The sequence below is a fragment of the Polaribacter sp. Hel_I_88 genome, assembly GCF_000687935.1.
GTDB lineage: Bacteria > Bacteroidota > Bacteroidia > Flavobacteriales > Flavobacteriaceae > Polaribacter.
In genome coordinates this window covers 2,421,175-2,442,431 of sequence record NZ_JHZZ01000001.1, presented here as the reverse complement: position 1 = coordinate 2,442,431, position 21,257 = coordinate 2,421,175, and the positions used below count along the sequence as shown (strand labels likewise).

At 29.2% G+C, this 21,257-nt stretch carries 24 protein-coding genes and 2 tRNA genes; 11 read left to right on the top strand and 15 right to left on the bottom strand.

Features of this window, described 5'->3' with window-relative positions; all coding sequences use genetic code 11:
* Positions 1 to 16 precede the first annotated feature (16 nt).
* The 5 genes from P161_RS0111065 to P161_RS0111045 all read right to left on the bottom strand — a co-directional run bounded on the left by P161_RS0111065 (position 17) and on the right by P161_RS0111045 (position 3,872).
* Positions 17 to 1,501: a DUF389 domain-containing protein gene (locus P161_RS0111065; RefSeq protein ID WP_026777058.1), complete on the bottom strand. Its 1,485-nt coding sequence runs from the start codon at positions 1,499 to 1,501 to the stop codon at positions 17 to 19.
* A 56-nt stretch (positions 1,502 to 1,557) separates the two neighbouring features.
* Positions 1,558 to 2,094, bottom strand: a complete 537-nt coding sequence (locus tag P161_RS0111060) for a CIA30 family protein (protein ID WP_231494736.1) — start codon at positions 2,092 to 2,094, stop codon at positions 1,558 to 1,560.
* Positions 2,095 to 2,230: 136 nt separating this feature from the next.
* A tRNA-Lys gene (locus P161_RS0111055) sits at positions 2,231 to 2,303 on the bottom strand.
* A 60-nt stretch (positions 2,304 to 2,363) separates the two neighbouring features.
* Entirely contained in the window at positions 2,364 to 3,131 is a 768-nt protein-coding gene (locus P161_RS0111050; protein WP_026777056.1) for an ABC transporter ATP-binding protein, read from the bottom strand.
* Entirely contained in the window at positions 3,132 to 3,872 is a 741-nt protein-coding gene (locus P161_RS0111045; RefSeq protein ID WP_026777055.1) for an ABC transporter permease, read from the bottom strand. It abuts the gene before it with no gap.
* Positions 3,873 to 3,980: 108 nt separating this feature from the next.
* On the opposite strand from P161_RS0111045, the gene pafA reads away from it, so the two are divergent.
* Positions 3,981 to 5,618 carry an alkaline phosphatase PafA gene (gene pafA / locus P161_RS0111040; RefSeq protein ID WP_026777054.1) on the top strand — a complete coding sequence of 546 codons (1,638 nt, stop codon included), beginning with the start codon at positions 3,981 to 3,983 and terminating at the stop codon, positions 5,616 to 5,618.
* 88 nt (positions 5,619 to 5,706) lie between these two features.
* On the opposite strand, the gene ctlX is transcribed toward pafA, so the two are convergent.
* Complete coding sequence (gene ctlX / locus P161_RS0111035) at positions 5,707 to 6,645, bottom strand: citrulline utilization hydrolase CtlX (protein ID WP_026777053.1); 939 nt, start codon at positions 6,643 to 6,645, stop codon at positions 5,707 to 5,709.
* Between the two features lie 288 nt (positions 6,646 to 6,933).
* On the opposite strand from ctlX, the gene P161_RS0111030 reads away from it, so the two are divergent.
* The gene (locus P161_RS0111030; protein WP_026777052.1) at positions 6,934 to 8,121 is read left to right on the top strand and encodes an NAD(P)-dependent oxidoreductase; all 1,188 of its coding nucleotides are present in this window, start codon (positions 6,934 to 6,936) and stop codon (positions 8,119 to 8,121) included.
* A gap of 32 nt (positions 8,122 to 8,153) precedes the next feature.
* On the opposite strand, the gene P161_RS0111025 is transcribed toward P161_RS0111030, so the two are convergent.
* The 4 genes from P161_RS0111025 to P161_RS0111010 all read right to left on the bottom strand — a co-directional run bounded on the left by P161_RS0111025 (position 8,154) and on the right by P161_RS0111010 (position 12,823).
* Entirely contained in the window at positions 8,154 to 10,115 is a 1,962-nt protein-coding gene (locus P161_RS0111025) for a YgiQ family radical SAM protein (protein ID WP_026777051.1), read from the bottom strand.
* A gap of 585 nt (positions 10,116 to 10,700) precedes the next feature.
* Positions 10,701 to 11,201: a hypothetical protein gene (locus P161_RS0111020; RefSeq protein ID WP_026777050.1), complete on the bottom strand. Its 501-nt coding sequence runs from the start codon at positions 11,199 to 11,201 to the stop codon at positions 10,701 to 10,703.
* A 217-nt stretch (positions 11,202 to 11,418) separates the two neighbouring features.
* Entirely contained in the window at positions 11,419 to 12,240 is an 822-nt protein-coding gene (folP, locus tag P161_RS0111015; RefSeq protein ID WP_026777049.1) for a dihydropteroate synthase, read from the bottom strand.
* Position 12,241: 1 nt separating this feature from the next.
* The gene (locus P161_RS0111010) at positions 12,242 to 12,823 is read right to left on the bottom strand and encodes a TIGR00730 family Rossman fold protein (protein ID WP_026777048.1); all 582 of its coding nucleotides are present in this window, start codon (positions 12,821 to 12,823) and stop codon (positions 12,242 to 12,244) included.
* A gap of 93 nt (positions 12,824 to 12,916) precedes the next feature.
* On the opposite strand from P161_RS0111010, the gene P161_RS0111005 reads away from it, so the two are divergent.
* From P161_RS0111005 to P161_RS0110980, 6 genes are all read left to right on the top strand, one after another.
* Positions 12,917 to 13,450: a DUF1599 domain-containing protein gene (locus tag P161_RS0111005; protein WP_026777047.1), complete on the top strand. Its 534-nt coding sequence runs from the start codon at positions 12,917 to 12,919 to the stop codon at positions 13,448 to 13,450.
* Between the two features lie 209 nt (positions 13,451 to 13,659).
* On the top strand, positions 13,660 to 14,313 hold the full coding sequence (locus P161_RS0111000; RefSeq protein ID WP_026777046.1) for a hypothetical protein: 654 nt from the start codon (positions 13,660 to 13,662) through the stop codon (positions 14,311 to 14,313).
* A 2-nt stretch (positions 14,314 to 14,315) separates the two neighbouring features.
* Entirely contained in the window at positions 14,316 to 15,278 is a 963-nt protein-coding gene (locus tag P161_RS0110995) for a DoxX family protein (RefSeq protein WP_026777045.1), read from the top strand.
* Positions 15,278 to 15,649, top strand: coding sequence for a fluoride efflux transporter CrcB (gene crcB / locus P161_RS0110990; protein WP_026777044.1), 372 nt, complete (start codon positions 15,278 to 15,280; stop codon positions 15,647 to 15,649). Before P161_RS0110995 ends, crcB begins: the two co-directional genes overlap by 1 nt.
* A 9-nt stretch (positions 15,650 to 15,658) precedes the next feature.
* Positions 15,659 to 15,913 carry a hypothetical protein gene (locus tag P161_RS0110985; protein ID WP_026777043.1) on the top strand — a complete coding sequence of 85 codons (255 nt, stop codon included), beginning with the start codon at positions 15,659 to 15,661 and terminating at the stop codon, positions 15,911 to 15,913.
* Positions 15,910 to 16,611 (top strand): crotonase/enoyl-CoA hydratase family protein, encoded by a 702-nt coding sequence (locus P161_RS0110980; RefSeq protein ID WP_026777042.1) that lies wholly within the window; start codon positions 15,910 to 15,912, stop codon positions 16,609 to 16,611. Before P161_RS0110985 ends, P161_RS0110980 begins: the two co-directional genes overlap by 4 nt.
* A 245-nt stretch (positions 16,612 to 16,856) precedes the next feature.
* Here P161_RS0110980 and P161_RS0110975 read toward each other — a convergent pair whose 3' ends face one another.
* Together P161_RS0110975 and P161_RS0110970 are read right to left on the bottom strand one after the other, a co-directional pair.
* Positions 16,857 to 17,468 carry a DUF1684 domain-containing protein gene (locus P161_RS0110975; protein ID WP_026777041.1) on the bottom strand — a complete coding sequence of 204 codons (612 nt, stop codon included), beginning with the start codon at positions 17,466 to 17,468 and terminating at the stop codon, positions 16,857 to 16,859.
* A 39-nt stretch (positions 17,469 to 17,507) separates the two neighbouring features.
* Positions 17,508 to 18,440: a calcium/sodium antiporter gene (locus tag P161_RS0110970; protein ID WP_026777040.1), complete on the bottom strand. Its 933-nt coding sequence runs from the start codon at positions 18,438 to 18,440 to the stop codon at positions 17,508 to 17,510.
* A gap of 499 nt (positions 18,441 to 18,939) precedes the next feature.
* Here P161_RS0110970 and P161_RS0110965 point away from each other — a divergent pair, with 499 nt between their 5' ends.
* The 3 genes from P161_RS0110965 (at position 18,940) to P161_RS0110955 (ending at position 19,472) form a co-directional block, all read left to right on the top strand.
* A complete protein-coding gene (locus P161_RS0110965) occupies positions 18,940 to 19,092 on the top strand; it encodes a hypothetical protein (protein ID WP_026777039.1) in 153 nt (50 codons plus the stop codon).
* A 17-nt stretch (positions 19,093 to 19,109) separates the two neighbouring features.
* Positions 19,110 to 19,340, top strand: a complete 231-nt coding sequence (locus tag P161_RS0110960; RefSeq protein WP_026777038.1) for a DUF2007 domain-containing protein — start codon at positions 19,110 to 19,112, stop codon at positions 19,338 to 19,340.
* Positions 19,341 to 19,398: 58 nt separating this feature from the next.
* A tRNA-Arg gene (locus P161_RS0110955) sits at positions 19,399 to 19,472 on the top strand.
* A gap of 356 nt (positions 19,473 to 19,828) precedes the next feature.
* Here the strand turns inward: P161_RS0110955 and P161_RS0110950 are convergent.
* The 3 genes from P161_RS0110950 to prmA are packed head-to-tail and all read right to left on the bottom strand — an operon-like array spanning position 19,829 to position 21,226.
* On the bottom strand, positions 19,829 to 20,101 hold the full coding sequence (locus tag P161_RS0110950) for a hypothetical protein (RefSeq protein WP_026777037.1): 273 nt from the start codon (positions 20,099 to 20,101) through the stop codon (positions 19,829 to 19,831).
* A 2-nt stretch (positions 20,102 to 20,103) separates the two neighbouring features.
* Positions 20,104 to 20,379 carry an ATP-dependent Clp protease adaptor ClpS gene (locus P161_RS0110945; protein WP_026777036.1) on the bottom strand — a complete coding sequence of 92 codons (276 nt, stop codon included), beginning with the start codon at positions 20,377 to 20,379 and terminating at the stop codon, positions 20,104 to 20,106.
* A 10-nt stretch (positions 20,380 to 20,389) separates the two neighbouring features.
* Entirely contained in the window at positions 20,390 to 21,226 is an 837-nt protein-coding gene (gene prmA / locus P161_RS0110940) for a 50S ribosomal protein L11 methyltransferase (RefSeq protein ID WP_026777035.1), read from the bottom strand.
* Between the last annotated feature and the right edge of the window lie 31 nt (positions 21,227 to 21,257).

The window sequence follows — 21,257 nt, the reverse complement described above, 5'->3', positions numbered from 1 at the left end:
ATCAATCTAAAAAAAGTTATTTTTCTCTTTTGATAAATAACGTATCTAACTTCATTTCTGCTTGTAACCAGGTTCTTAATTCTCTTTCTTTAGGTGCAATAATACTATCTGCCATCCTTGCACGCCATTTTACAGTAGCAACAGGAATGGTATCAATTTTAATAAAATCTTTAGAGAACAACATTTTTGCAAACCCTATTTGCTGAATATCTGTATACCTAATTTTGGCATCTTTTGCAATGGTACTAAAGGCAATTACTTTTTGATTGTTATAGGATTCGTCTTGCTCAATTCTTTGGTTTAAGCTCGTTATTGTTTCCTGTAAAGCTGTAATTTGTTTTTGTAAACCAGCAATGATATTTTTACTTTCTTGCAATTCTTCTCTATTTTCTTTATAAGCTGTAGTAATTACCTCAAAACTCTTGGTATCACTATCTCTTACCTTTAAAGTTATTTCCTTTAAATACTCATACCTTGGATCTGTTAACAAACTGTTTTTCAAAGAATTTTCTTCGGCATCACTTACTTCATTAAAAAACTTTAACTGTAGTGTTTTTGTTTTTTCGTCATAATCAGGCTGCTCCATTAAAATATAATAGTCGTTATTTTTGATTTCATTTTTTGTAAATGCCTCTATTTGAGTTTTAATTTGATTTTCTTGAAATACATTTACAAAAGTAAAAATAGCAGGAATCATTACAGCAATACCCACTAAAGTAGCGATGGTAGAAGAGCGTTTTCTTTTGGCAGCATTTGCATATTTGTGCATTGGAAAACGCAGAAATTTTAAAACCAAAAATGATGCTAAAGCAATAAATATCGTATTAATTGTAAACAAATACATCGCCCCTAAAAAATAGTAGAAATTACCTTTTGCCAAACCATAACCAGCAGTACACAAAGGAGGCATTAAAGCTGTAGCAATAGCAACTCCAAAAATAACAGAAGCAATAGTTCCTTTTTTAGTTCTAGCGACCATTAACGCCAAACCACCAAAAAAAGCAATTAAAACATCTCTAATATCGGGTTTTACTCTTCCTAATAATTCTGAGGTATCTTCACTTAATGGAAAAAAATAAAAGAACATAAAAGAGGCGAATAAACTTAAGCCAATCATTACGCCTAAATTCTTTAAAGATTTTTTAAAGGTTCCTATATCATTTAAAGCAAAAGACATTCCTAAACCTAAAATTGGTCCCATTAATGGAGATATTAACATGGCTCCAATTACAACTGCAGTAGAATCTGCATTTAAGCCAATAGATGCCACAAAAACAGCAAAAATTAAAATCCAAGCTGTTGCACCTTTAAAAGGAATATCTGCCTTAATGGCATCTATAGTTGCTGCATGATCTGTATCTTCTCTGAAATCGAAAAGTTCTACGACAAATTTCTTAAGATTTTCAAAAAGACCTTTGGCGTCTTTTTTAATATTTTCGGAAGCATCTTGCTCCTCTTTAGGAGGATGAGGCTTTATGTTTTTTTCGATATCTTCTTCCATGCTATTATAGTATCAATTTTGAAAGATACAAAAAAGTATTGCTTTGTTAAATGGTTTTATTCGAGATAAATTTTACTTATTTCTAATTGAAAAGTCTCCTCTTTTTTATTTCCAAAAAGTAGTGTAATTTCCTCAATTTCGTTTGATGAAAAATTATTCATGTCTAACTTTCTACCTCTAAAAGCAGGATACATTTCAGATAAGTTGATTTCTACAAGCTCCCATTCTTTTGTAGTTTCAAAAGTTTGTACGTAAGAATAATAATTTTGAGAATTATCTTTTACTCTAAACTGATATTTTTTTCCATCGCCTTTAATCTTTAAAATAACTTTAGAAAATTTTTCAACATTAATTTTATCAAATCGATATCTTAAAGAAGAAAATCCACCATTATTGTCTAAAGAAATTTCGCCTGTATATAATCCATTTCCTTTTTCGTTAATTTCGAAATTCCCAGAAGAAAGCCCTCCCATAACACCATCATCTACAACTCTCCAAGATGCTATATTAGATTGTTTTGAAAACTCAAAAATTGTATACGTTGAATTATTCATAAATAAAAAAATTAAGATGATATAAGAGTATTTGTTCATTTTTAAAAGACTTAAAACAAAAATAAAATTTTAAAAGCGTTAAGCGAGTTAAAAAAAACCAAATAAATTTTTAACTTAAAAAGTTCTATAAACTAAAAAAAGTTTGCAGAAAAACTGCAAACTTTTTTATTTCTTGTGACCGGGCTGGGGCTCGAACCCAGGACCCTCTCCTTAAAAGGGAGATGCTCTACCAACTGAGCTACCAGGTCAATCTTTTCCTTTAAGCGGGTGCAAATATAGAACTTATTTTCAGTAAAACAAACATTTTTTTAATTTGTTTCTTTTAAATATGCCTCTCGAACTTTCTTAAATAAATTAGAAGAATACACAAAACCGACAACAGCTTCATTATCAGTTTTAAACATCTCATCACTGCTTCCTTCCCACTCTTTTTTACCATCCTTTAAAAAAAGAATATTTTCGCCAATTTCCATTACAGAATTCATATCATGGGTATTAATTACGGTTGTAATTTTATATTCGTCTGTAATTTCTTGAATTAAATTATCGATTACAGTTGCAGTTTGTGGATCTAAACCAGAATTTGGTTCATCACAAAACAAGTATTTTGGATTCATAACTATGGCTCTTGCAATGGCAACTCTTTTTTGCATACCTCCAGATAATTCTGCAGGTAATTTATCATTAGAATTTTCAAGATTCACTCTATCTAACACAAAGTTTACTCTTTCTAACATTTCTTTTTGAGACTGTTTTGTAAACATTTTTAAAGGAAACATTACATTTTCTTCAACTGTTTGTGAATCAAATAAAGCACCTCCTTGAAAAACCATACCTATTTCTTGTCTCCATTGCATTTTCTCTTCAATACTAAAATTTGTATTGATTCTTCCATCAAAAGAAATAGTGCCACTTTCTGGAATATGCAAACCAATTAGAGATTTTAAGAAAACTGTTTTTCCTGCACCACTTTGCCCAATAATTAAACTTGTTTTTCCTGGGTGAAAAGTTGTTGTAATTCCTTTTAATACTTCAACATCACCAAAACCTTTGCGTAAATCTTTTACTTCTATCATTTAAGTTAGTAACATTTGAGTTAATAAATAATTCATAATTACAATTAATATGGTAGTCCAAACTACAGATTGCGTACTTGCTTTACCTACTGCAAGAGAACCGCCTTTTACATAATAACCATGATAAGATGGAACTGTAGCTATTAAAAAGGCAAAAACAAGTGTTTTTATAAGTGCATAGACAATTAAAAAAGGCTTAAAATCTGATTGCAATCCTTCAATATAATCTACACCTGAAAATAAACCCGATAAAACACCAGCCAACCAGCCACCGAAAATACCTAAAGCCATTCCTAAAATTATTAGAAATGGATAAAAGAATACAGTTGCAATTACTTTTGGTAACACTAAATGATTTAAGGAATTGATTCCCATAACATCTAACGCGTCAATTTGTTCTGTAACCCTCATAGTACCAATACTAGAAGTTATATAAGAACCTACTTTACCAGCTAAAATAATAGAACAAAAAGTTGGTGCAAACTCTAAAATTATAGATCTTTTTGCAGCAAAACCAATTAAAGATTTTGGAATAAAAGGCGTATCTAAATTTAAGGCAGTTTGTAATGCAATTACACCTCCAATAAAAAAGGAAATAAACATAATAATACCCAAAGACTTTAAACCAAGTTCTTCTATTTCCTTGAATAAAGCTTCGCGAAAAATTCTACCTTTAAGCGGTTTTTTAAAAACCTGCCCTAGCATAATAAAGTATTTACCAATATGCTCTATGTAATTCATAGATTAAATTTTTGTGCTAAATTAATAAATAACATTTACACAATATATAATTAGTGCTATCAAAATAAAATTTAATTACTTTTGATGTTATATTAAAGTAACAACCTTATGAAAAACAGTATAATTTATCTATTTGCAATCGTAATTTTATTCTCTGGATTTAAAAGCGATTCTAAAAACCCAGAAAAACCAAAGCTTGTTGTTGGTATTGTTATAGATCAAATGAGATACGATTATTTGACAAGATTCTATAACAGGTATGGAGAAAACGGATTTAAAAGACTTTTAAATAATGGGTTTTCTCTAGAAAATGCTCAATATAATTATATACCAACTTACACAGCAGTTGGTCATACCTCAATTTACACAGGTACCACTCCAGATAATCATGGAATAATATCTAACAATTGGTATGACAAATTTTTAAAGGAATCAATTTATTGTGTAGATGATGATACATACACAACTGTTGGAAATGATACTAATGAAGGAAAAAAATCTCCTTTTAGAATGCAAACAACTACAATAACTGATCAGTTGCGTTTAGCGCAAAATATGCAAAACAAAACGATAAGTGTTAGTATAAAAGATAGGTCTGCAATTTTACCTGCAGGACATACAGCAAATGGCGCCTATTGGTTTGATGGTGGTTCAAGAGGTCAATTTATTTCTTCTTCTTTTTATATGGATGCATTACCAAATTGGGTAACAGATTTTAATAATTCTGGCAAAGCAGCTACTTACTTAGAACAGCCTTGGGAAACACTTTACGATATCAATACGTATAAAAATAGTATTGTTGATGAAAATGTGTATGAAGGCAAATTTAAGGGCGAAACTAGCAGTACATTTCCTCATAATATTCCTGCTTTAAAAGAGGATAATGGAAACTATAGTATAATTAAAGGAATTCCTGCTGGGAATTCTTTTACAGCAGATTTTGCAAAAGCAGCTATTATTGGTGAAAATTTAGGAAAAAGTGAATTTACAGATTTTTTAGCAGTAAGCTTTTCTTCTACAGATTATGTTGGACATCAATTTGGACCAACATCTGTAGAAATTGAAGACACCTATTTGCGTTTGGATAATGATTTGGCAGATTTACTTTCTTTTTTAGACAAAGAAATCGGAAAAGACAAATACACCGTTTTTTTAACTGCAGATCATGCTGCTGTAGATGTACCTGCCTATTTGCAATCTTTAAAAATACCTGCACATTATTTTAGCAACAGAAAATTTAAAGAAGAAGTTTTAAAAATCACTCAAAAATATTTTAATTCCACAGAATTGATTGAAAACATTTCTAATTATCAAATATTTTTAGATAAAGATAAGATTGAATCTTTAGGACTTACAAAAAGTATTGTAGCAGATAAATTGGTAGAAGAAATTATTAATCTTGATGGAATTTACAAAGTTGTATCAGCAAAAACATTACAAACTGCAAGTTTCCCTCATGGAATTATGAATTCTTTACAAAATGGCTATAATCAAAAATATTCTGGAGATGTTTTGATGATTCCTTATCCAGCAACTTTAACTGGAGGAAAAACTGGAACTTCTCATGGTTCTGGCTATTCTTATGACACGCATATTCCTATTATTTTTTACGGAAATGGCATTCAGCAAGGAAGCTCTAAAAAACGTCATGAAATTATAGATATTGCTCCAACAATTGCTAATTTATTGCAAATTGAAGCTCCAAATTCATCAACAGGACAAATTATTGGGGAAGCTTTAAAATAGTTTTTTGATTTCATATGAATAAAAAAAATCAATTCGACTTTAACTTTAAGATCGAATTGATTTTTTTTTGAAGCAAACTTTAGGTTGGTTATGAGTTATTTTTGGGTAAAAATATTTCTGCCATCATACAACGCGCACTTCCACCTCCACAAGTTTCAATTGTTTCTAAAGAACTCGATATAATTTTACAATGATTGTTTATTTTAGCAATTTGACTTTGTGTTAAACAATCATGAGCAGTTTGGCTCATAATTAAAAACAACTCATCATTCTCGCCTTTTAATTGCAGCATATTCCCTGCAAAATTGTTCATTTGATCTTCTGTAATTTCTATAATTTGTTTGCCATCTTCTTTTAAATGTTTTACAACATTTTTTCGTTCGGCTTTATCATCAATAGTATCTAAACAAATTACAGCAAATGTTGTAGCAACACACATCATCACATTGGTATGATAAATAGCTACTCTTTTATTATTTACAGTTTGATTCGCTATAAAAACTACAGGTGTATATTCAAAATCTTCGCAAAACTCTATAAAAAGTTCTTCATCTGCTCTTGCTGATAAAGCACAATATGCTTTTCTGTTAACGCGATCTAAAATAATACTTCCTGTTCCTTCTAAAAACAAGCTTTCTTCTTCTGCAGCAGTATAATCTACTGTGTTTTCTATTAAAAAACCATTTTTTTCTAATTCAACTAAAATATCTTCTCTTCTTTCTAATCGTCTGTTTTCTGCAAACATTGGATAGATTCCAACAGTACCATCAGCATGAAAAGAAATCCAGTTATTAGGAAAAATAGAATCTGGTGTATCATGTTCATCTGTATCAGAAATTACAGTTACATGAATCCCAAAGCTTTTTAATTTAAATACGAAAGCATCAAATTCTTCTTGTGCTTTTTTATTTATTTCTGCATTTTTTAAATCAATATCTTCTTGAAAATAGTTGTTTACAGCAGTTTGTTCGTTCATCCTAAAGTTTATAGGACGAATCATTAAAATAGAATTAGTTGTTTGTTGCATATAAATTTTATGAACAGCAAAATTATAATTTTTTACGCTCTTAGTTCTTATTTCGTAAAATAAAATTCAACAAATGCGGAATACATTTTATGTTTTTTAAACTATGTTCTATACTTCTATTTGCAGTTTTTCTGAAGAAATTAAATGTACTTGTTTTAACTAAAATATTTAAAATTTACCTTAAATAATTTAGTTTATATACCTTTGAGGAAAAATAAACCAAATATTTAAAAATATATTTAACTATCTAATTAGTATAGTTTTATTTTTTTGTACACATCCCTTTTGATGAAAAAAAAAATTACGATTATTGGTGGTGGAATGTCAGCTTTTTTACTAGCATCAACTTTAAATGCTGAAAAGTTTACAATTACCATTTATGAAAAAAATAAAACTACAGGCCGTAAATTTTTAGTAGCTGGTAAAGGTGGTTTTAACTTGACGCATTCAGAACTACTTGAAACCTTTATTAAAAAGTATACACCAACTGATTTTTTGGAAAAATCTTTAGAAAATTTCACAAATAAAGATTTTAGAAATTGGCTTGATAAAATCGGAATTCCCACTTATATAGGAAGTAGCAAAAGAGTCTACCCAAAAGAAGGCATAAAACCCATTGAAGTTTTAAATGCCATTTTAAAGCACCTGAAAGAAAAAGGTGTTGCCATAAATTACGAGCATACTTTTTCTGATTGGGATAAAAACAACAAACCAATAATTAACGGTAAATCTATTCAATCAGATTATACTATTTTTTGTTTGGGTGGAGCAAGTTGGAAAATTACAGGTTCTGATGGAGTTTGGAGAAAAATATTTTCTGAAGAAGATATTAAAACTGTTCCTTTTCAGGCTTCCAATTGTGGATTTGAAATTGATTGGAAACCGAACTTCATTGATAAACACGAAGGAACTCCTTTAAAAAATATCACTATTTCTTGTGATGTAAAAATGCAAAAAGGGGAAACTGTTATTACTGAATTTGGTTTAGAAGGAAATGCCATTTATGGATTAAGTCCACAAATTAGAGCACAACTTCATCAGCATAAAAAAGCAACAATTTTTGTCGATTTAAAACCCTCTTTAACTTTAGAGAATGTGTATTCAAAAATAATAGCATCAACCTATAAAAACACCACACAAATTTTAAAAAAAGAGCTCAAATTGAGTTTAGCTCAAATCGATTTGTTAAAAATATACCTTTCTAAAGAATCATATTTAGACGTAAAATCTTTATCAGAAAACATTAAAAAATTTCCTTTAGAAATCACCAACACTGCGAAAATTGACGAAGCTATTTCTACAGTTGGTGGAATCGATTTAAACGCAGTTTCTAGTAATTTCGAACTCAAAAAAATACCAAATCAATTTTGTATTGGTGAAATGTTAGATTGGGATACTCCAACAGGTGGTTATCTTTTGCAAGGTTGTGCAAGTATGGGTTTTTCTTTAGGGGAATATTTGAATGAAAAAAATTAAAATAAAACCCAAAATATAAATCAACAAAAAACCTACCTCCTCTTTTTAGGAGCTCTACTCACTTTCTTTTTCCTTCTATTAAAAGGTATTGCATCATCAAAAGTATGTTGTGCAGTTTTGTGCTTTGTTTTGTTCTTTTTCCAGGAATTATTTTCTGGCAATAAAACTTGTAACAAATCAGATCGCCCAACTTTAGTTAACGTGTTTTTAATCCAATCTTTATTTTCTTTTTTGTACCAAAAGAAAAATCTATGTTGGTCTTCACGTTCCTTTTTTGTCTTTGGAGTTCTTGTTGGTTTTAAAGTATAAGGATGATAACCAGAATAATAAATAACAGTAGCAACTGTCATTGGAGTTGGTGTAAAACCCTGAACTTGCTCCAGCTGAAAGCCCATATTTTTAGTTTCAGCAGCCAAATTTGCCATATCTTCCACTTCACTTGCTGGGTGACTTGATATAAAATAAGGAATCAATTGTAAGTTCAATTTCTTCTTAATATTTATCTTATCAAAACGCTCTTTAAATTTATGAAAATACGTAAAAGAAGGTTTACGCATCAACTTTAAAACAGGATCAGAAGTATGTTCTGGAGCCACTTTTAATCGCCCAGAAACATGATTCGTCATCACTTCTTCTGTATACTCATCTAATTCTTTTGGATCTGCATTTTTGTTAAATTCAGGCACTAACATGTCATGTCGAATTCCACTACCAATAAAAGATTTTTTAATCTTTGGGTGTTTATCAACTGCTTGATATAATTCCGTTAATGGCTTGTGAGACGTATCTAAATTAGAACAAATTACAGGCGAAATACAACTTGGTGCAACACATTTGTCGCAAATAGATTGTACTTTTCCTTTCATCTGATACATATTAGCAGAAGGTCCACCAATATCAGATAAATAGCCTTTAAAGTCTGGCATATTAGCCACTTTATCAACCTCTCTTAAAACAGATTCTTTACTTCTACTCGCAATAAATTTTCCTTGATGTGCAGAAATTGTACAGAAACTACAACCTCCAAAACATCCTCTGTGAATATTTATTGAGAATTTTATCATTTCAAAAGCAGGAATTGGTCCACGCTTATCATATTTTGGATGTGGCAAGCGTGTAAAAGGCAAATCGAAAGAACCATCAATTTCTTTTTCTGTCATGGTTGGAAAAGGAGGATTGATCACCAAAGTTTTTCCTTCCACTTCCTGTAAAATTCGTCTTGCTTTTAATTTATTTGATTCTTGCTCAATCACTTTAAAGTTAGAAGCAAACGTTTTTTTATCATTTAAACAAGCTGTATGAGAGTTGATAGTTACATCCTCCCAATCATTTACAACTGGTAATTTTTCTTGTTTTTGATCGATTAAAACAGCAGTTTGTTTGATGTTTTTCAAGCTCGAAAATGGAACCCCTTTTTGCAACAATGTTACAATTTCACGCAAAGGTTGCTCACCCATTCCATACACCAACATATCTGCTTTAGAGGTTTCCAAAATTGTTGGCAACAACTTGTCAGACCAGTAATCATAATGCGTAACACGTCTTAAAGAAGCTTCAATTCCGCCAATTAAAACAGGCACATCAGGAAATTTTTCCTTTAATATTTTAGAATATACAGACGTTGCATAGTCAGGTCTAAAACCTTTATCTCCATTAGGAGTATACGCATCTTTATCACGTCTTTTTTTGCTTGCTGTGTAATTAGAAACCATAGGATCCATACAACCTCCAGTTGCTCCAAAAAACAATCTTGGTTTTCCTAATTTCTCAAAATCTTGTAGATTATCGTTTACGTTTGGTTGAGGCACAATCGCGACTCTTAAACCGTAACTTTCTAAAATTCGTCCAATTACAGCTGGTCCAAAAGATGGATGATCCACATACGCATCTCCACTAAATAAAATCACGTCTAATTCTTCCCAACCACGAATTTTTACTTCTCTGTTCGTTGTTGGTAACCAGTCAGTTAATTGATGTTTTGTAGTTTCTTGCATAGTTTGCAAATTTACATAGAAAATTTGTTAAGAAAAACTTATTTTACGATGTCTTTTTTAGAATTATTTGAAGCTATTTCCTGCTTTCACTACTCGCTTTTTTTATGCTGATTTTATTTAAACATCCGTAATTATTTATAAGTAATTTCACCTTTTATAAATGGTATTAAAAATTTAACAAAGCATAAAAAAGAGCTCAAACAGGTCGTTCAATCAGGGCTAGACTTGTTTGCTGTCTAAAAGCTAAACTTAAACTAATTTATTTTTAAAAAATCAAAAAGAAATATAAGTAGCGTCTTTGCGAGATTTACTTTTTCGTAAATCGAAGCAATCTCTTGTTTAAAATTCAATTACACTTATTCTTTATAAAACTTTTTTGAAGCGTAAACCAAAAATTCTGACTCATTACTAAACAAATTAACCAGCATATTTTCTTCGAGAAAAGAGATTGCTTCGTAAAAATTCGCAAAGACGAATTTTTAGTTGTTTCTTGTTTTAAAACAAGTTTTATTTTAATTTAAAAATTCCTCTGTGAATCTCTTTTTTCGTACTACAACTTCCCTCTGCGAATCTCTGTGTTAAATTTTAATCTTCATCATCCAAAAATGGATTATCAAAAGGCAATTCATCATCAATATCAAAATCGTCATAATTTACACCTGGAGGATTAAACAAACCCCATCTGTCAATAATATAATTCCATTCATCAAAAGTTTTTACCCATTCTGCAAACAAAATCCTGAATTCCTCAATTTCATTTCTTATCAACTCTAAATAATCGATATCCTTAAAACCTAACATTTTCATTCCAGAAGTATTTGCTAAAATAGATCGTGCTTCTTTTCTAATAATGGTGGCATTTTGCATTTTTAAATCATACAACATATTTTCATCAAAAGCACCCGCAATTTTTGCAGGAATTATCAAAGCACTTTCGTACATATAATCTTTGTAACCTTGTAGCATCTGTTTTTCAGCATCAGCATCTTCATCGTATTTTTCAACTAAATCTGCTACTTTTCTAACCAATTCGTAAATTTCGTTAGCTTTTATAAAAAGTGGGAATTTTTTAAGTCTTTCATCCATAGATTTTTTTTTATGATATAGTTTAGTAATTAAAGAGTAATTGTTGGGTCTGTTTTTTTTAATTTGGTTATTTCATTAATGAAAGAGATTGCTTCGTAAAAACTCGCAAAGACGAGTTTTTATTTACTATGAGGCTCTCTCTGTGAATCTCTTTTTTAATACTACAATTTCCCTCTTCGAATCTCTGTGTAAAAAAACCACTAACAAAATAATAAACCTACAAAACCTGCTCAACAATTTTCACAGCTTCCACAGCTTCTTTTACATCATGCACTCGTAAAATATTTGCGCCATTTAACAGCGCAATTGTATTGGCTGAAGTTGTCGCATTTAAAGCTTCTTTTGCAGAAATATCTAAGGTTTTATACAACATCGATTTTCTTGAAACACCAGCTAAAATAGGCGTATCTAAATTTTTGAAAAGTGACAAATTCTTCAAAATATCAAAATTATGAGCTACGGTTTTTCCAAATCCGAAACCAACATCAATAATAACATCGTTTAATTTTAGTTGATGTAATTTAAAAATTTGTGCTGCAAAAAAGGAAATAATTTCTTCAACAACATCTTTATAAACAGGGTTTTTCTGCATATTTTGTGGAGTTCCTAACATGTGCATTAAAACATAAGGCACTTGCAAATTGGCAACAGTTTCAAACATGTTGGCATCCATTTTTCCTCCAGAAATATCATTGATGATTGCTGCTCCAGCATTTACAGTTTCTATAGCAACTTTACTTCTAAAAGTATCTACAGAAAGTATAATTTCAGGAAAGTTTTTTATCAATAAATCAATTACAGGAAGTATTCTTTGTAATTCTTCTACTTCAGCAATATGTTTTGCTCCTGGTCTTGAAGAATACGCACCAACATCAATAAAAGTGGCACCTTCAAAAAGCATTTTTTCAACTTGAGTTAAAATAGCACTTTCGTCTTTGTATTTTCCTCCATCATAAAAAGAATCTGGAGTAATATTTAAAATTCCCATCACTTTTGGTGATGATAAATCCACTAAGGTTCCTTTACAATTTATCGTCATTTTAACTAACTACTTTATTGATTACGTGACTAATTTCTGGAGCAATATATTTGTTCATTTTGTCTAAAAGTTTTTCAACTGAATCTTCAACAATCAATAACTTTTTATTTTCTGGTCTTACATATCCTTCTTCTACCATTTTATCAATCTGCATTAAAACTCCATCAAAAAAACCGTTTATATTTAAAAGTCCTACAGGTTTTTGCTCAATATGCAATTGATTTAAGGTCAATGCTTCAAACAATTCATCTAACGTGCCAAAACCTCCAGGAAGTGTAATATAACCATCCACTAATTTGCTCATAATTACTTTACGTTCGCTCATATTTTTGCAAATAATCATTTCTTCAACTCCTGCATGTAGCACCTCTTCTTTTTCTAATAATTTAGGAATTACGCCAATAACTTCACCTTTTTGAGATAGAATTGTATCTGACAAAGCTCCCATCATTCCTATTTTTCCTCCTCCATAAACCAACCCAATAGTATTGTTTACAAAATAGTTTCCAAGTTCTATGGCAGCTTCTTTATAAACTGGTTTAAACCCCAAACTTGACCCACAAAAAACAACAATTCTATTCATTATTTTAAAAATTTTCGGTTGATAAATTTCGAGTAAAAATAAACGAATTGCGTGTAAGTTTTACTATTTTTACGCAAATACTTTTACGAAAAAATGCAAGATACATCTAAACAATATGATGCTGTAATTGAAGGTTGCAGAAGTTTATTCATCAAAAAAATGGCTGATTATGGTGCTGCTTGGCGAATTTTACGTTTGCCATCGTTAACAGATCAAATATTTATTAAAGCACAAAGAATAAGACAGTTGCAAGAAAATGTAGTCCAAAAAGTAGCTGAAGGAGAAAAATCGGAATTTATTGGTATTATCAACTACTCAATAATGGCTCTTATTCAGCTAGAAAAAGGCGTGGTAGAAACTCCTGATTTAAATACTAAGGAAGCAACAATTTTGTACGATAAACATTTAAAAGCAACCAAAGAATTAATGATGAATAAAAATCATGATTATGGAGAAGTTTGGAGAGAAATGCGTGTTTCTAGTTTAACAGATTTAATTTTACAAAAATTATTACGTGTAAAACAAATTGAAGATAACAAAGGAAAAACATTGGTTTCTGAAGGCATTGATGCCAATTACCAAGACATGATAAATTATGCTGTTTTTGCGATGATTCATTTGGGATAAAAAGTTCAAAGTTTAAGATTTAAGGTTCAAAATTGGGAGTTTCTTATTTATAAACAATTAAGAAAGCATTTTATAAATTTTGACATACAGTTTTGTAATTTCGACCTAAGGGAAAAATCACATAAAGTAACTCAATTTTCTAAATCACTGTTATGGGATTTCTCCTAAAATCGAAATGACAAATCATACTAATATTTAAATATTATTTGATGCAAAAACTAATTTACTTTTTATCAATCTTACTTTTTATCAATTGTGATAAAAAAGAAAATTTGACTTACAAAGAAATGAAAGCAGATAAATTACTTTCTGAATCTTTTACTGATAATGAATTAAAAGATTTAGCAAGAATTGTTGATTTTTTTGAAAGTCAAATTTGCTCAGATAAAAACTTACCTAAAGAAGAATGTTACTTAAATTTTAATCAAGAAAAAATTAATATAGCATTTAAAAATTACGAAACTAAAAATAATGAATTTATTACAATTCCTATAAACTATAAGCTACAAGAAAAGCTTTATAAAAAAATTGATTCAAACTTTTTTAAAGAAATTTGGATACATCCAGTTACTGGAGATGATATAACAGGTAAATCTAAAAAAAGAGATTGGTATGTTATTAATTTATTTGGTGAGTATTCAAAATTCATGAAAAAAACGGGAGATGTAAATAATGATATATTCTTTAAAAATATTTACGAAAACTTTAATTTATCAAATGAATTGTCTTCTTCACTAAATATAATAGAAACACAAAAACTTTCTATAAATGATTACAAGGATATTAAAAAGAAACTTTATTTCTCTATTTATTATTTAAATTTAAAAGAGAAAGAAGTAAAATATAAATATCCAAATAAATAAATATGAAATTACTAGTCCAAATTGCAAGAATAATAGTAGGAACCTTATTTATATTTTCGGGTTTTGTAAAATTGGTAGATCCAATTGGTTCTCAATACAAATTCGAAGAATATTTTTCTGAAGGTGTTTTAAATTTGGAGTTTCTAATTCCTTATGCATTGCCTTTTGCTATCTTTTTAATTATTGCAGAAATTGTTTTAGGAGTTGCTTTATTAGTGGGTTGGAAAGCTAAATTTACAGTGAATTCCTTAAAATTAATAATTCTTTTCTTTCTATTCTTAACCTGGTATTCTGCCTATTATAACAAAGTTACAGATTGTGGTTGTTTTGGAGATGCCATCAAATTAACTCCTTGGGAAACCTTCACAAAAGATGTTATTTTAACCATTTTAATTTTCTTTATTGGTGCAAAAATTAGATTTATAAAACCTGTTTTACCCAAAGCAAATCCTGGTTTGATAGTAATTGCATCACTTATAATTTCTAGTTTTATTACTTATCATGTTTTAACTCATTTACCAATTATCGATTTTAGAGCCTATGCTATTGGCAAAAATATTCCTGAAGGAATGGAATATAAAAATGATGGAAAAATACCTCCTGTTCACGATTTTATGTTAGAAGATTCTCAAAATGATTTAGCGCCACAAATCTTAAAAATGGAGAAAGTAATGTTGGTGATCATGTCTAGTTTAGATAAATCTGATTATGAAGCTTTTCCTGAAATTAAAACAAAAGCAGAGGAAGCGTTGCAAGAAGGATATAAAGTATATGGAGTTTCTGCTTCTTTTTCTGATATTATTCAACTAACAAAAAACAAATATCAACTTCCTTTTGAAATTTTATTTTGTGATGAAACTACGCTAAAAACAATGATTAGATCTAATCCTGGAATTATGATTTTAAACAATGGAACTATTGTTGAAAAGAAAAACTGGAGAGATCTTGATGACATAAAACTATAATGAAAAATTTAATTCTGGTTTTTATTGGTGGTGGTTTTGGTAGTGTTTTACGTTATGTAATTAGCAAATGGCTAAATAATTCTGAAAATGGAATTCCTTATGGAACTTTTGCAGCAAACATTTTAGGAAGCCTTTTAATAGGTCTTATTCTAGGTTATGCAGCCAAAAGCGACGCGATTTCTCAAAATCAAACGTTGTTATTAGCCACTGGTTTTTGTGGTGGTTTTACAACATTCTCTACATTTGCTTACGAAAATCATCTATTTTTAAAATCTGGAGACTTTACCTCTTTTGCAATCTACACTATCATAAGTTTTGTCATTGGTTTTTTAGCAGTTTTTGCAGGATTGTATTTAGTGAAGTTTCTATAAATTTTAAACATGAGTTTTATTGATTGGATTGGTTTTGTGGGTGTTTTTCAAATTCTATTAGCATACATTCTAACAGTTATAAAAACAATAAAACCTAACAACTTAATTTTTATTTCACTAAATTTAAGTGGTTCAATTATGGCATGTATTGCCTCAATATTAATAAACTATATACCTTTTGTAATTTTAGAGGGTGCTTGGGCTTTAGTCTCATTGTATTCTTTATTTACTTATAAAAATGAAATTAAAAAACATCATAAATGAACGAATTTGTAACCTATCAATCTGAAGAAAATTACGCAATTATTACTATTAATAATGGAAAAGCAAATGCAATTTCGCACGAAGTTGTTGCTGGTTTAAATTATAGTTTAGACAAAGCTGAGCAAGAAGATAAAGTTGTAATTTTAACAGGAACTCAAGGAATTTTTTCTGGTGGTTTCGATTTAAAAGTGATGACAAAATCGCCTGAAACTGCTTTAGAATTGGTTACAAAAGGATCTCAATTATCTCATAGAATGTTGTCTTTTCCTAAACCAATTATTCTGGCTTGTAATGGTCATGCCATTGCAAAAGGTGCATTTTTATTATTATCTGTAGATTACAGAATTGGTGTTGAAGGCGATTTTAAAATTGGCTTAAATGAAGTGATGATTGGTATGACCATGCACAATGCAGGAATTGCCATCGCAAATGCTCGTTTGTCTGAAGTGTATTTGAATAGAAGTGTAAATAATGCAGAAATATTCAGTTCTAAAGATGCTGTAAAAGCTGGTTTTTTAGATATCATTGTTCCTGAAGACCACTTAATGCCAACAGCTATTAAAGTTGCACAAATGTTTACAAAACTAAACAAAAAAGCACATGCTGAAACAAAGTTAAAAGTTAGAAAACAGCATTTAGAAACGTTAGCAAATGCTATTGAATTGGATTCAAAAAGCAGTATTTCTATAGACGCCTAATATCATAAATAAGAGTAATCTTAAGTTTTATTCTTAAAATACCATTAAATTAGGTTTTACTTTTCTTAAAAACGAATAGCTTGCAAACAAGTTTAGCCCTGATTGAAATGGCATCCTTTTTTATGCTGAACTAGATTCAGTATCTGTTAAAAGTAATCAAATTAGTTCTTAAAAATAGACAGATGCTGAAATAAATTCAGCATAAAAAAGATATAATGAAAAGCAGGAAATAGCTCCAAAAAAATCTACTTTTTAAAGTTTTTTACTCCAGCTTTAATCTCCATATCTAAATGATTTTTTCTTGGAGTTAATGGACAAGAAAACTTTTCGTTATAAGCACAATAAGGATTGTAGGAATTATTGAAGTTTAAGAGAAAAGTTCCATCGTTGTTGATGTCTGTAGTTTTTAGATTTATATAACGACCTGCTCCATAGGTTTCATTTCCAGAAGTTTTATCTGTAAAAGGTAAAAATAAATCGTCTTTAAATTTTTCATCTAAAGTTTCATCTTGATCTTGATACAAAGTAAGTTGAAAATCCTCTCCTTTAATGGTAAAATTCAAAACACCATATTCTTTATAAAAAGGTTCTCTGCCAGTATTGGTTGGCATTTTAAAAATTGGAGAATTTTCGATTTTTGTGAATTTTGATACCACAATAAAAGTAGAATCTACAGGAAAAAAATCGAGTCCTTTAAAATTTTTTAAATCTTTCTTTTTTAAAGGTGATGTTGTTGCGTCTTTAAAATTTGCATTTAAGTGTTGCTGATATTCAGTTTCGCCCATTATTGGACGTTTATCATTTGAATTGCAAGAAATAATGAGTGATAAAATAAATATGAATGCAATATTTCTCATAACGAAGTTGTGTTAAATAACTGAAAACCTATGCTTTTTTTACAGCGTTTTATAAATAAAGAAACCATAACCAATGAGTAAAATAATTCCGTGTTTCCAATTTAAATTGAACCTTTTAGGAATAAAAACCATGGGTAACAAAATAAATGAAATGCCTAACATCCAATAAATATCACTTGTTAATAGCCTTTCATCAGATAGAGAAATTGGTGTAATGATAGAGGTAATACCAATAACAGCCAAAATATTAAATATGTTTGAACCTATTAAATTCCCTAAAGAAATTGCTTTTTCTTTTTTGATAATGGCAATGATGGAAGCTGCCAATTCTGGCACACTTGTTCCAATAGACACCACTGTTACTCCAATTACACGTTCTGTAACTCCAAATTCTAACGCTAAAGAAGTTGCCCCTTTAATTAGCAACTCAGAACCTCCATAAAGCCCAATACCTCCGATAATTAAATAAAAGACCGTTTTATAATTTGGTAATAAAATTTCTTCTTCTAAAATTTCATCAACATCTATATTTTTTTGAGTTCGTAAAAGATAAATTAAAAAAATAATTAAAAAGGCAAATAGAAAAATACCCTCATAAAGTTCGATAACATTATTGTTTGCTAAAAAAAAGAAAAGCAAACCAGAAGCAATCATCATTACTGGCCAATCTGTTCTGAAAAAACCTTTTTGAACTGTCATAGATCCTAAAAGCAAGGTAATACCTAAAACCAAGCCTAAATTTGCGATGTTAGAACCAATTACGTTTCCTAAAGCTAGATCTGATGAGCCATTTAAAGCTGCATTAATACTTACAATAAGTTCTGGAGCAGATGTTGCAAAAGATACAACTGTCATACCAATAACAACTTTAGAAATATTTAATTTTAAAGATAAAGCAACTGCTGATTTTAACAACCAGTTTCCGCCTAAAATCAACAATATTAAACCACCAATAATTAGTAAAAAGTTCATATAATTTCTTTTATGCGAAGATACATTTTTATCACTTTATAGTGAAGTCAAAAAAATGAAAAAGCTATATTTTACGTTAAAAATGATCATTTTCCCTTTAGTATTTAAAAACAAATACAAAACACCCTTTACTTTGTAATACTATAAAACAACATCTTATAATTTATATTACATATCATAATTATAAACAAGTAATAGTAGTATCATATTAAAACAATAACAAACTTTTTAGTTATAAACATAAAACCAAATTAAAAAATTATATTAAAAGTTTTTGGTTGTTAGGTTTTGATAGCATTATATTCGAAAAACAGTTGCGCAATTAACTAAAATTTACTAACTTAAAAATTGAAACTATTATGGTTGTTATCGCTTTAAAAATTATCAAAACTATTTCGGATGTTATTATACTTGTTGTTTTCTAAGCTTTTAAAGAGTACAACTTTACTTAAAAATGAATTGTTATTTTTTAGTAAATTTGACGTTTAATTAAACCAAAATGAAGAAGAAAGTATTTAAAACCTTGGCAAAAATTAACAAAGCAATATTACCTTCTTTTACCAAAAAAGAATTGGATATTTCTAAAGCCTCTAAACTACAATTGGCAATTATTGGTTGGAGAGCTTATGTAACTATGAATGCATTAGATTAACATTTAAAACTAAAATTATGAAAAATGAACATGTAAAAATATTCTCAGGATCTTCTATTATAATTAATAGGCTAAAATCTTTATTGGAAGAAGAAAATATCACTTCCATCGTTAAAGATAACATTAATATGAGCAAAGTTAGTGGATTTGGACCATTAGGACAATCTATAGATTTATTCATTTTAAATTCCGATGTAGAAAAAGCGCAACCAATTATAAATAAATACAAAGAGCAAATTAATTCGTAAAAAAACGTTTTAGATTTCTTAATTTAAAAAAATGCTACTATATTTGCACCCGCAAAAAGGCCACGTGGCGCAACTGAATAGCGCACTTGATTACGGCTCAAGAGGTTATAGGTTTGAATCCTATCGTGGTCACTTCTAAAATCAGCACTTTCCTAATAAATAGGAATTTGCTGATTTTTTTTCCTTACAATTTGCTGAATTTTATCGATTTAAGGATTTCCATAAAGTAAAATTTTTATTTTTCTTCTAAATAATTTTTGAAAATTACAGAAATTTACTTCAAAAGAATAGAAAAAGCCCTTAACATCATTAAGGACTTTTTCACTAACCAAACTTAGTATAAAACTAACTACTACTATTTTTACAATTTTTCAAAATATTACATAATAATATTTATTCATATTTATGTTTCTTTTTTTTAGAAACAATTTTCTTTAAAAAGTCACATTTTAGTTATTAACATAAAAAAACCGAGAAATTTCTCGGTTTTAGTTTAAATATTGTTTGATTGCAATTCTATGTTCAGGAATACTTTTGTCGTAGTTTTCTACGAGTAGTTCTAGTATTTCTGGTGGCTTTACACCAATTTCTTTGCTATTTTTAAATTTTGAAACATATAAATTGTACGTTTCTTGATTTTTTTCAAAAATTAAAAAATGTGTCTTATTTAATTCTGTATAAGAAATTTCATTACCAGAAAAAGAATCCGATTTATCTTTTATAAAATCAGAGAATTCATAATACTTTAAAACATTTTCCATACTTATATCAATTCTGCTGATAAACCTAATTGTAATAACTTAGAGCATCTTGGTTCTAAATCTTTAAATTCACCAGACTTTACAGTGCATTTTCCTTTGTAATGCACTAAAGTTGCACATTGTTCTGCTTGTTCTAAAGTATGATCACAGACATCTATTAAAGAATCAATTACGTGATCAAAGGTGTTTACATCATCATTGTGTAAAACAATTTCATGCTGAAATACTTCTTGCTCTAAGACATCAACATCTTCCTGAATTTTTTCTTTTGTACTCATATTTGTAAAATTACAACTTATTGTATTTTAATGCAACCCAATTATTTCTTTCTATAAAAGTATCTAATTTTAAATTATATCGAGAAACTTCTGCATCAATTATAGGAATATCTTCTTGATAAAATCCACTTAGTAAAAGCACGCCTTTATCATTTAAACAGTTTGCATACACTTTTATATCCATTAATAAAATATTTCTGTTGATGTTAGCAATAATCACATCGTATTTTTTATTGGCTAAAAGTGCTGAATCTCCTTCATAAACAGCAATATTGCTACAGTTATTACGTTCCACATTTTCTATGGAGTTCTCATAACACCAAGTATCAATATCGATAGCATCTATTGGTTTTGCTCCTTTCATTTCAGCAAAAATTGCTAAAATTCCAGTTCCACAACCCATATCTAGCGTTTTCTTATTCTCTAAATCCATTTGCAATAAATGCTGCACCATCATGTGTGTAGTTTCATGATGCCCAGTTCCAAAACTCATTTTTGGTTCTATGACAATATCATATTTTAAATCAGGATTTTCATGAAAAGGAGCTCTAATACTCACCAAATCATCAACTTGAATTGGTGTAAAATTCTTTTCCCATTCTGCATTCCAGTTGGTTTGCTCCACTTCTTTTTGATTGTATTCAATTGAAAATTCATCAGAATTTATCACAAAAATATCCTCTAAAATAGTTTCTGTCCATTCACTTTTTTGAATATATGCTGTTACTCCGTTTTCATTTTCAACAAAACTCTCAAAACCAACATTGCCCAATTCTGCTATTAAAATTTCTGTTGCAGGTTCTTTTGGCGAAACTGTAAAATTGTATTCTATATAAATATTATCCATCATAAAAAATGCGTCAAGATTTAAATCTTGA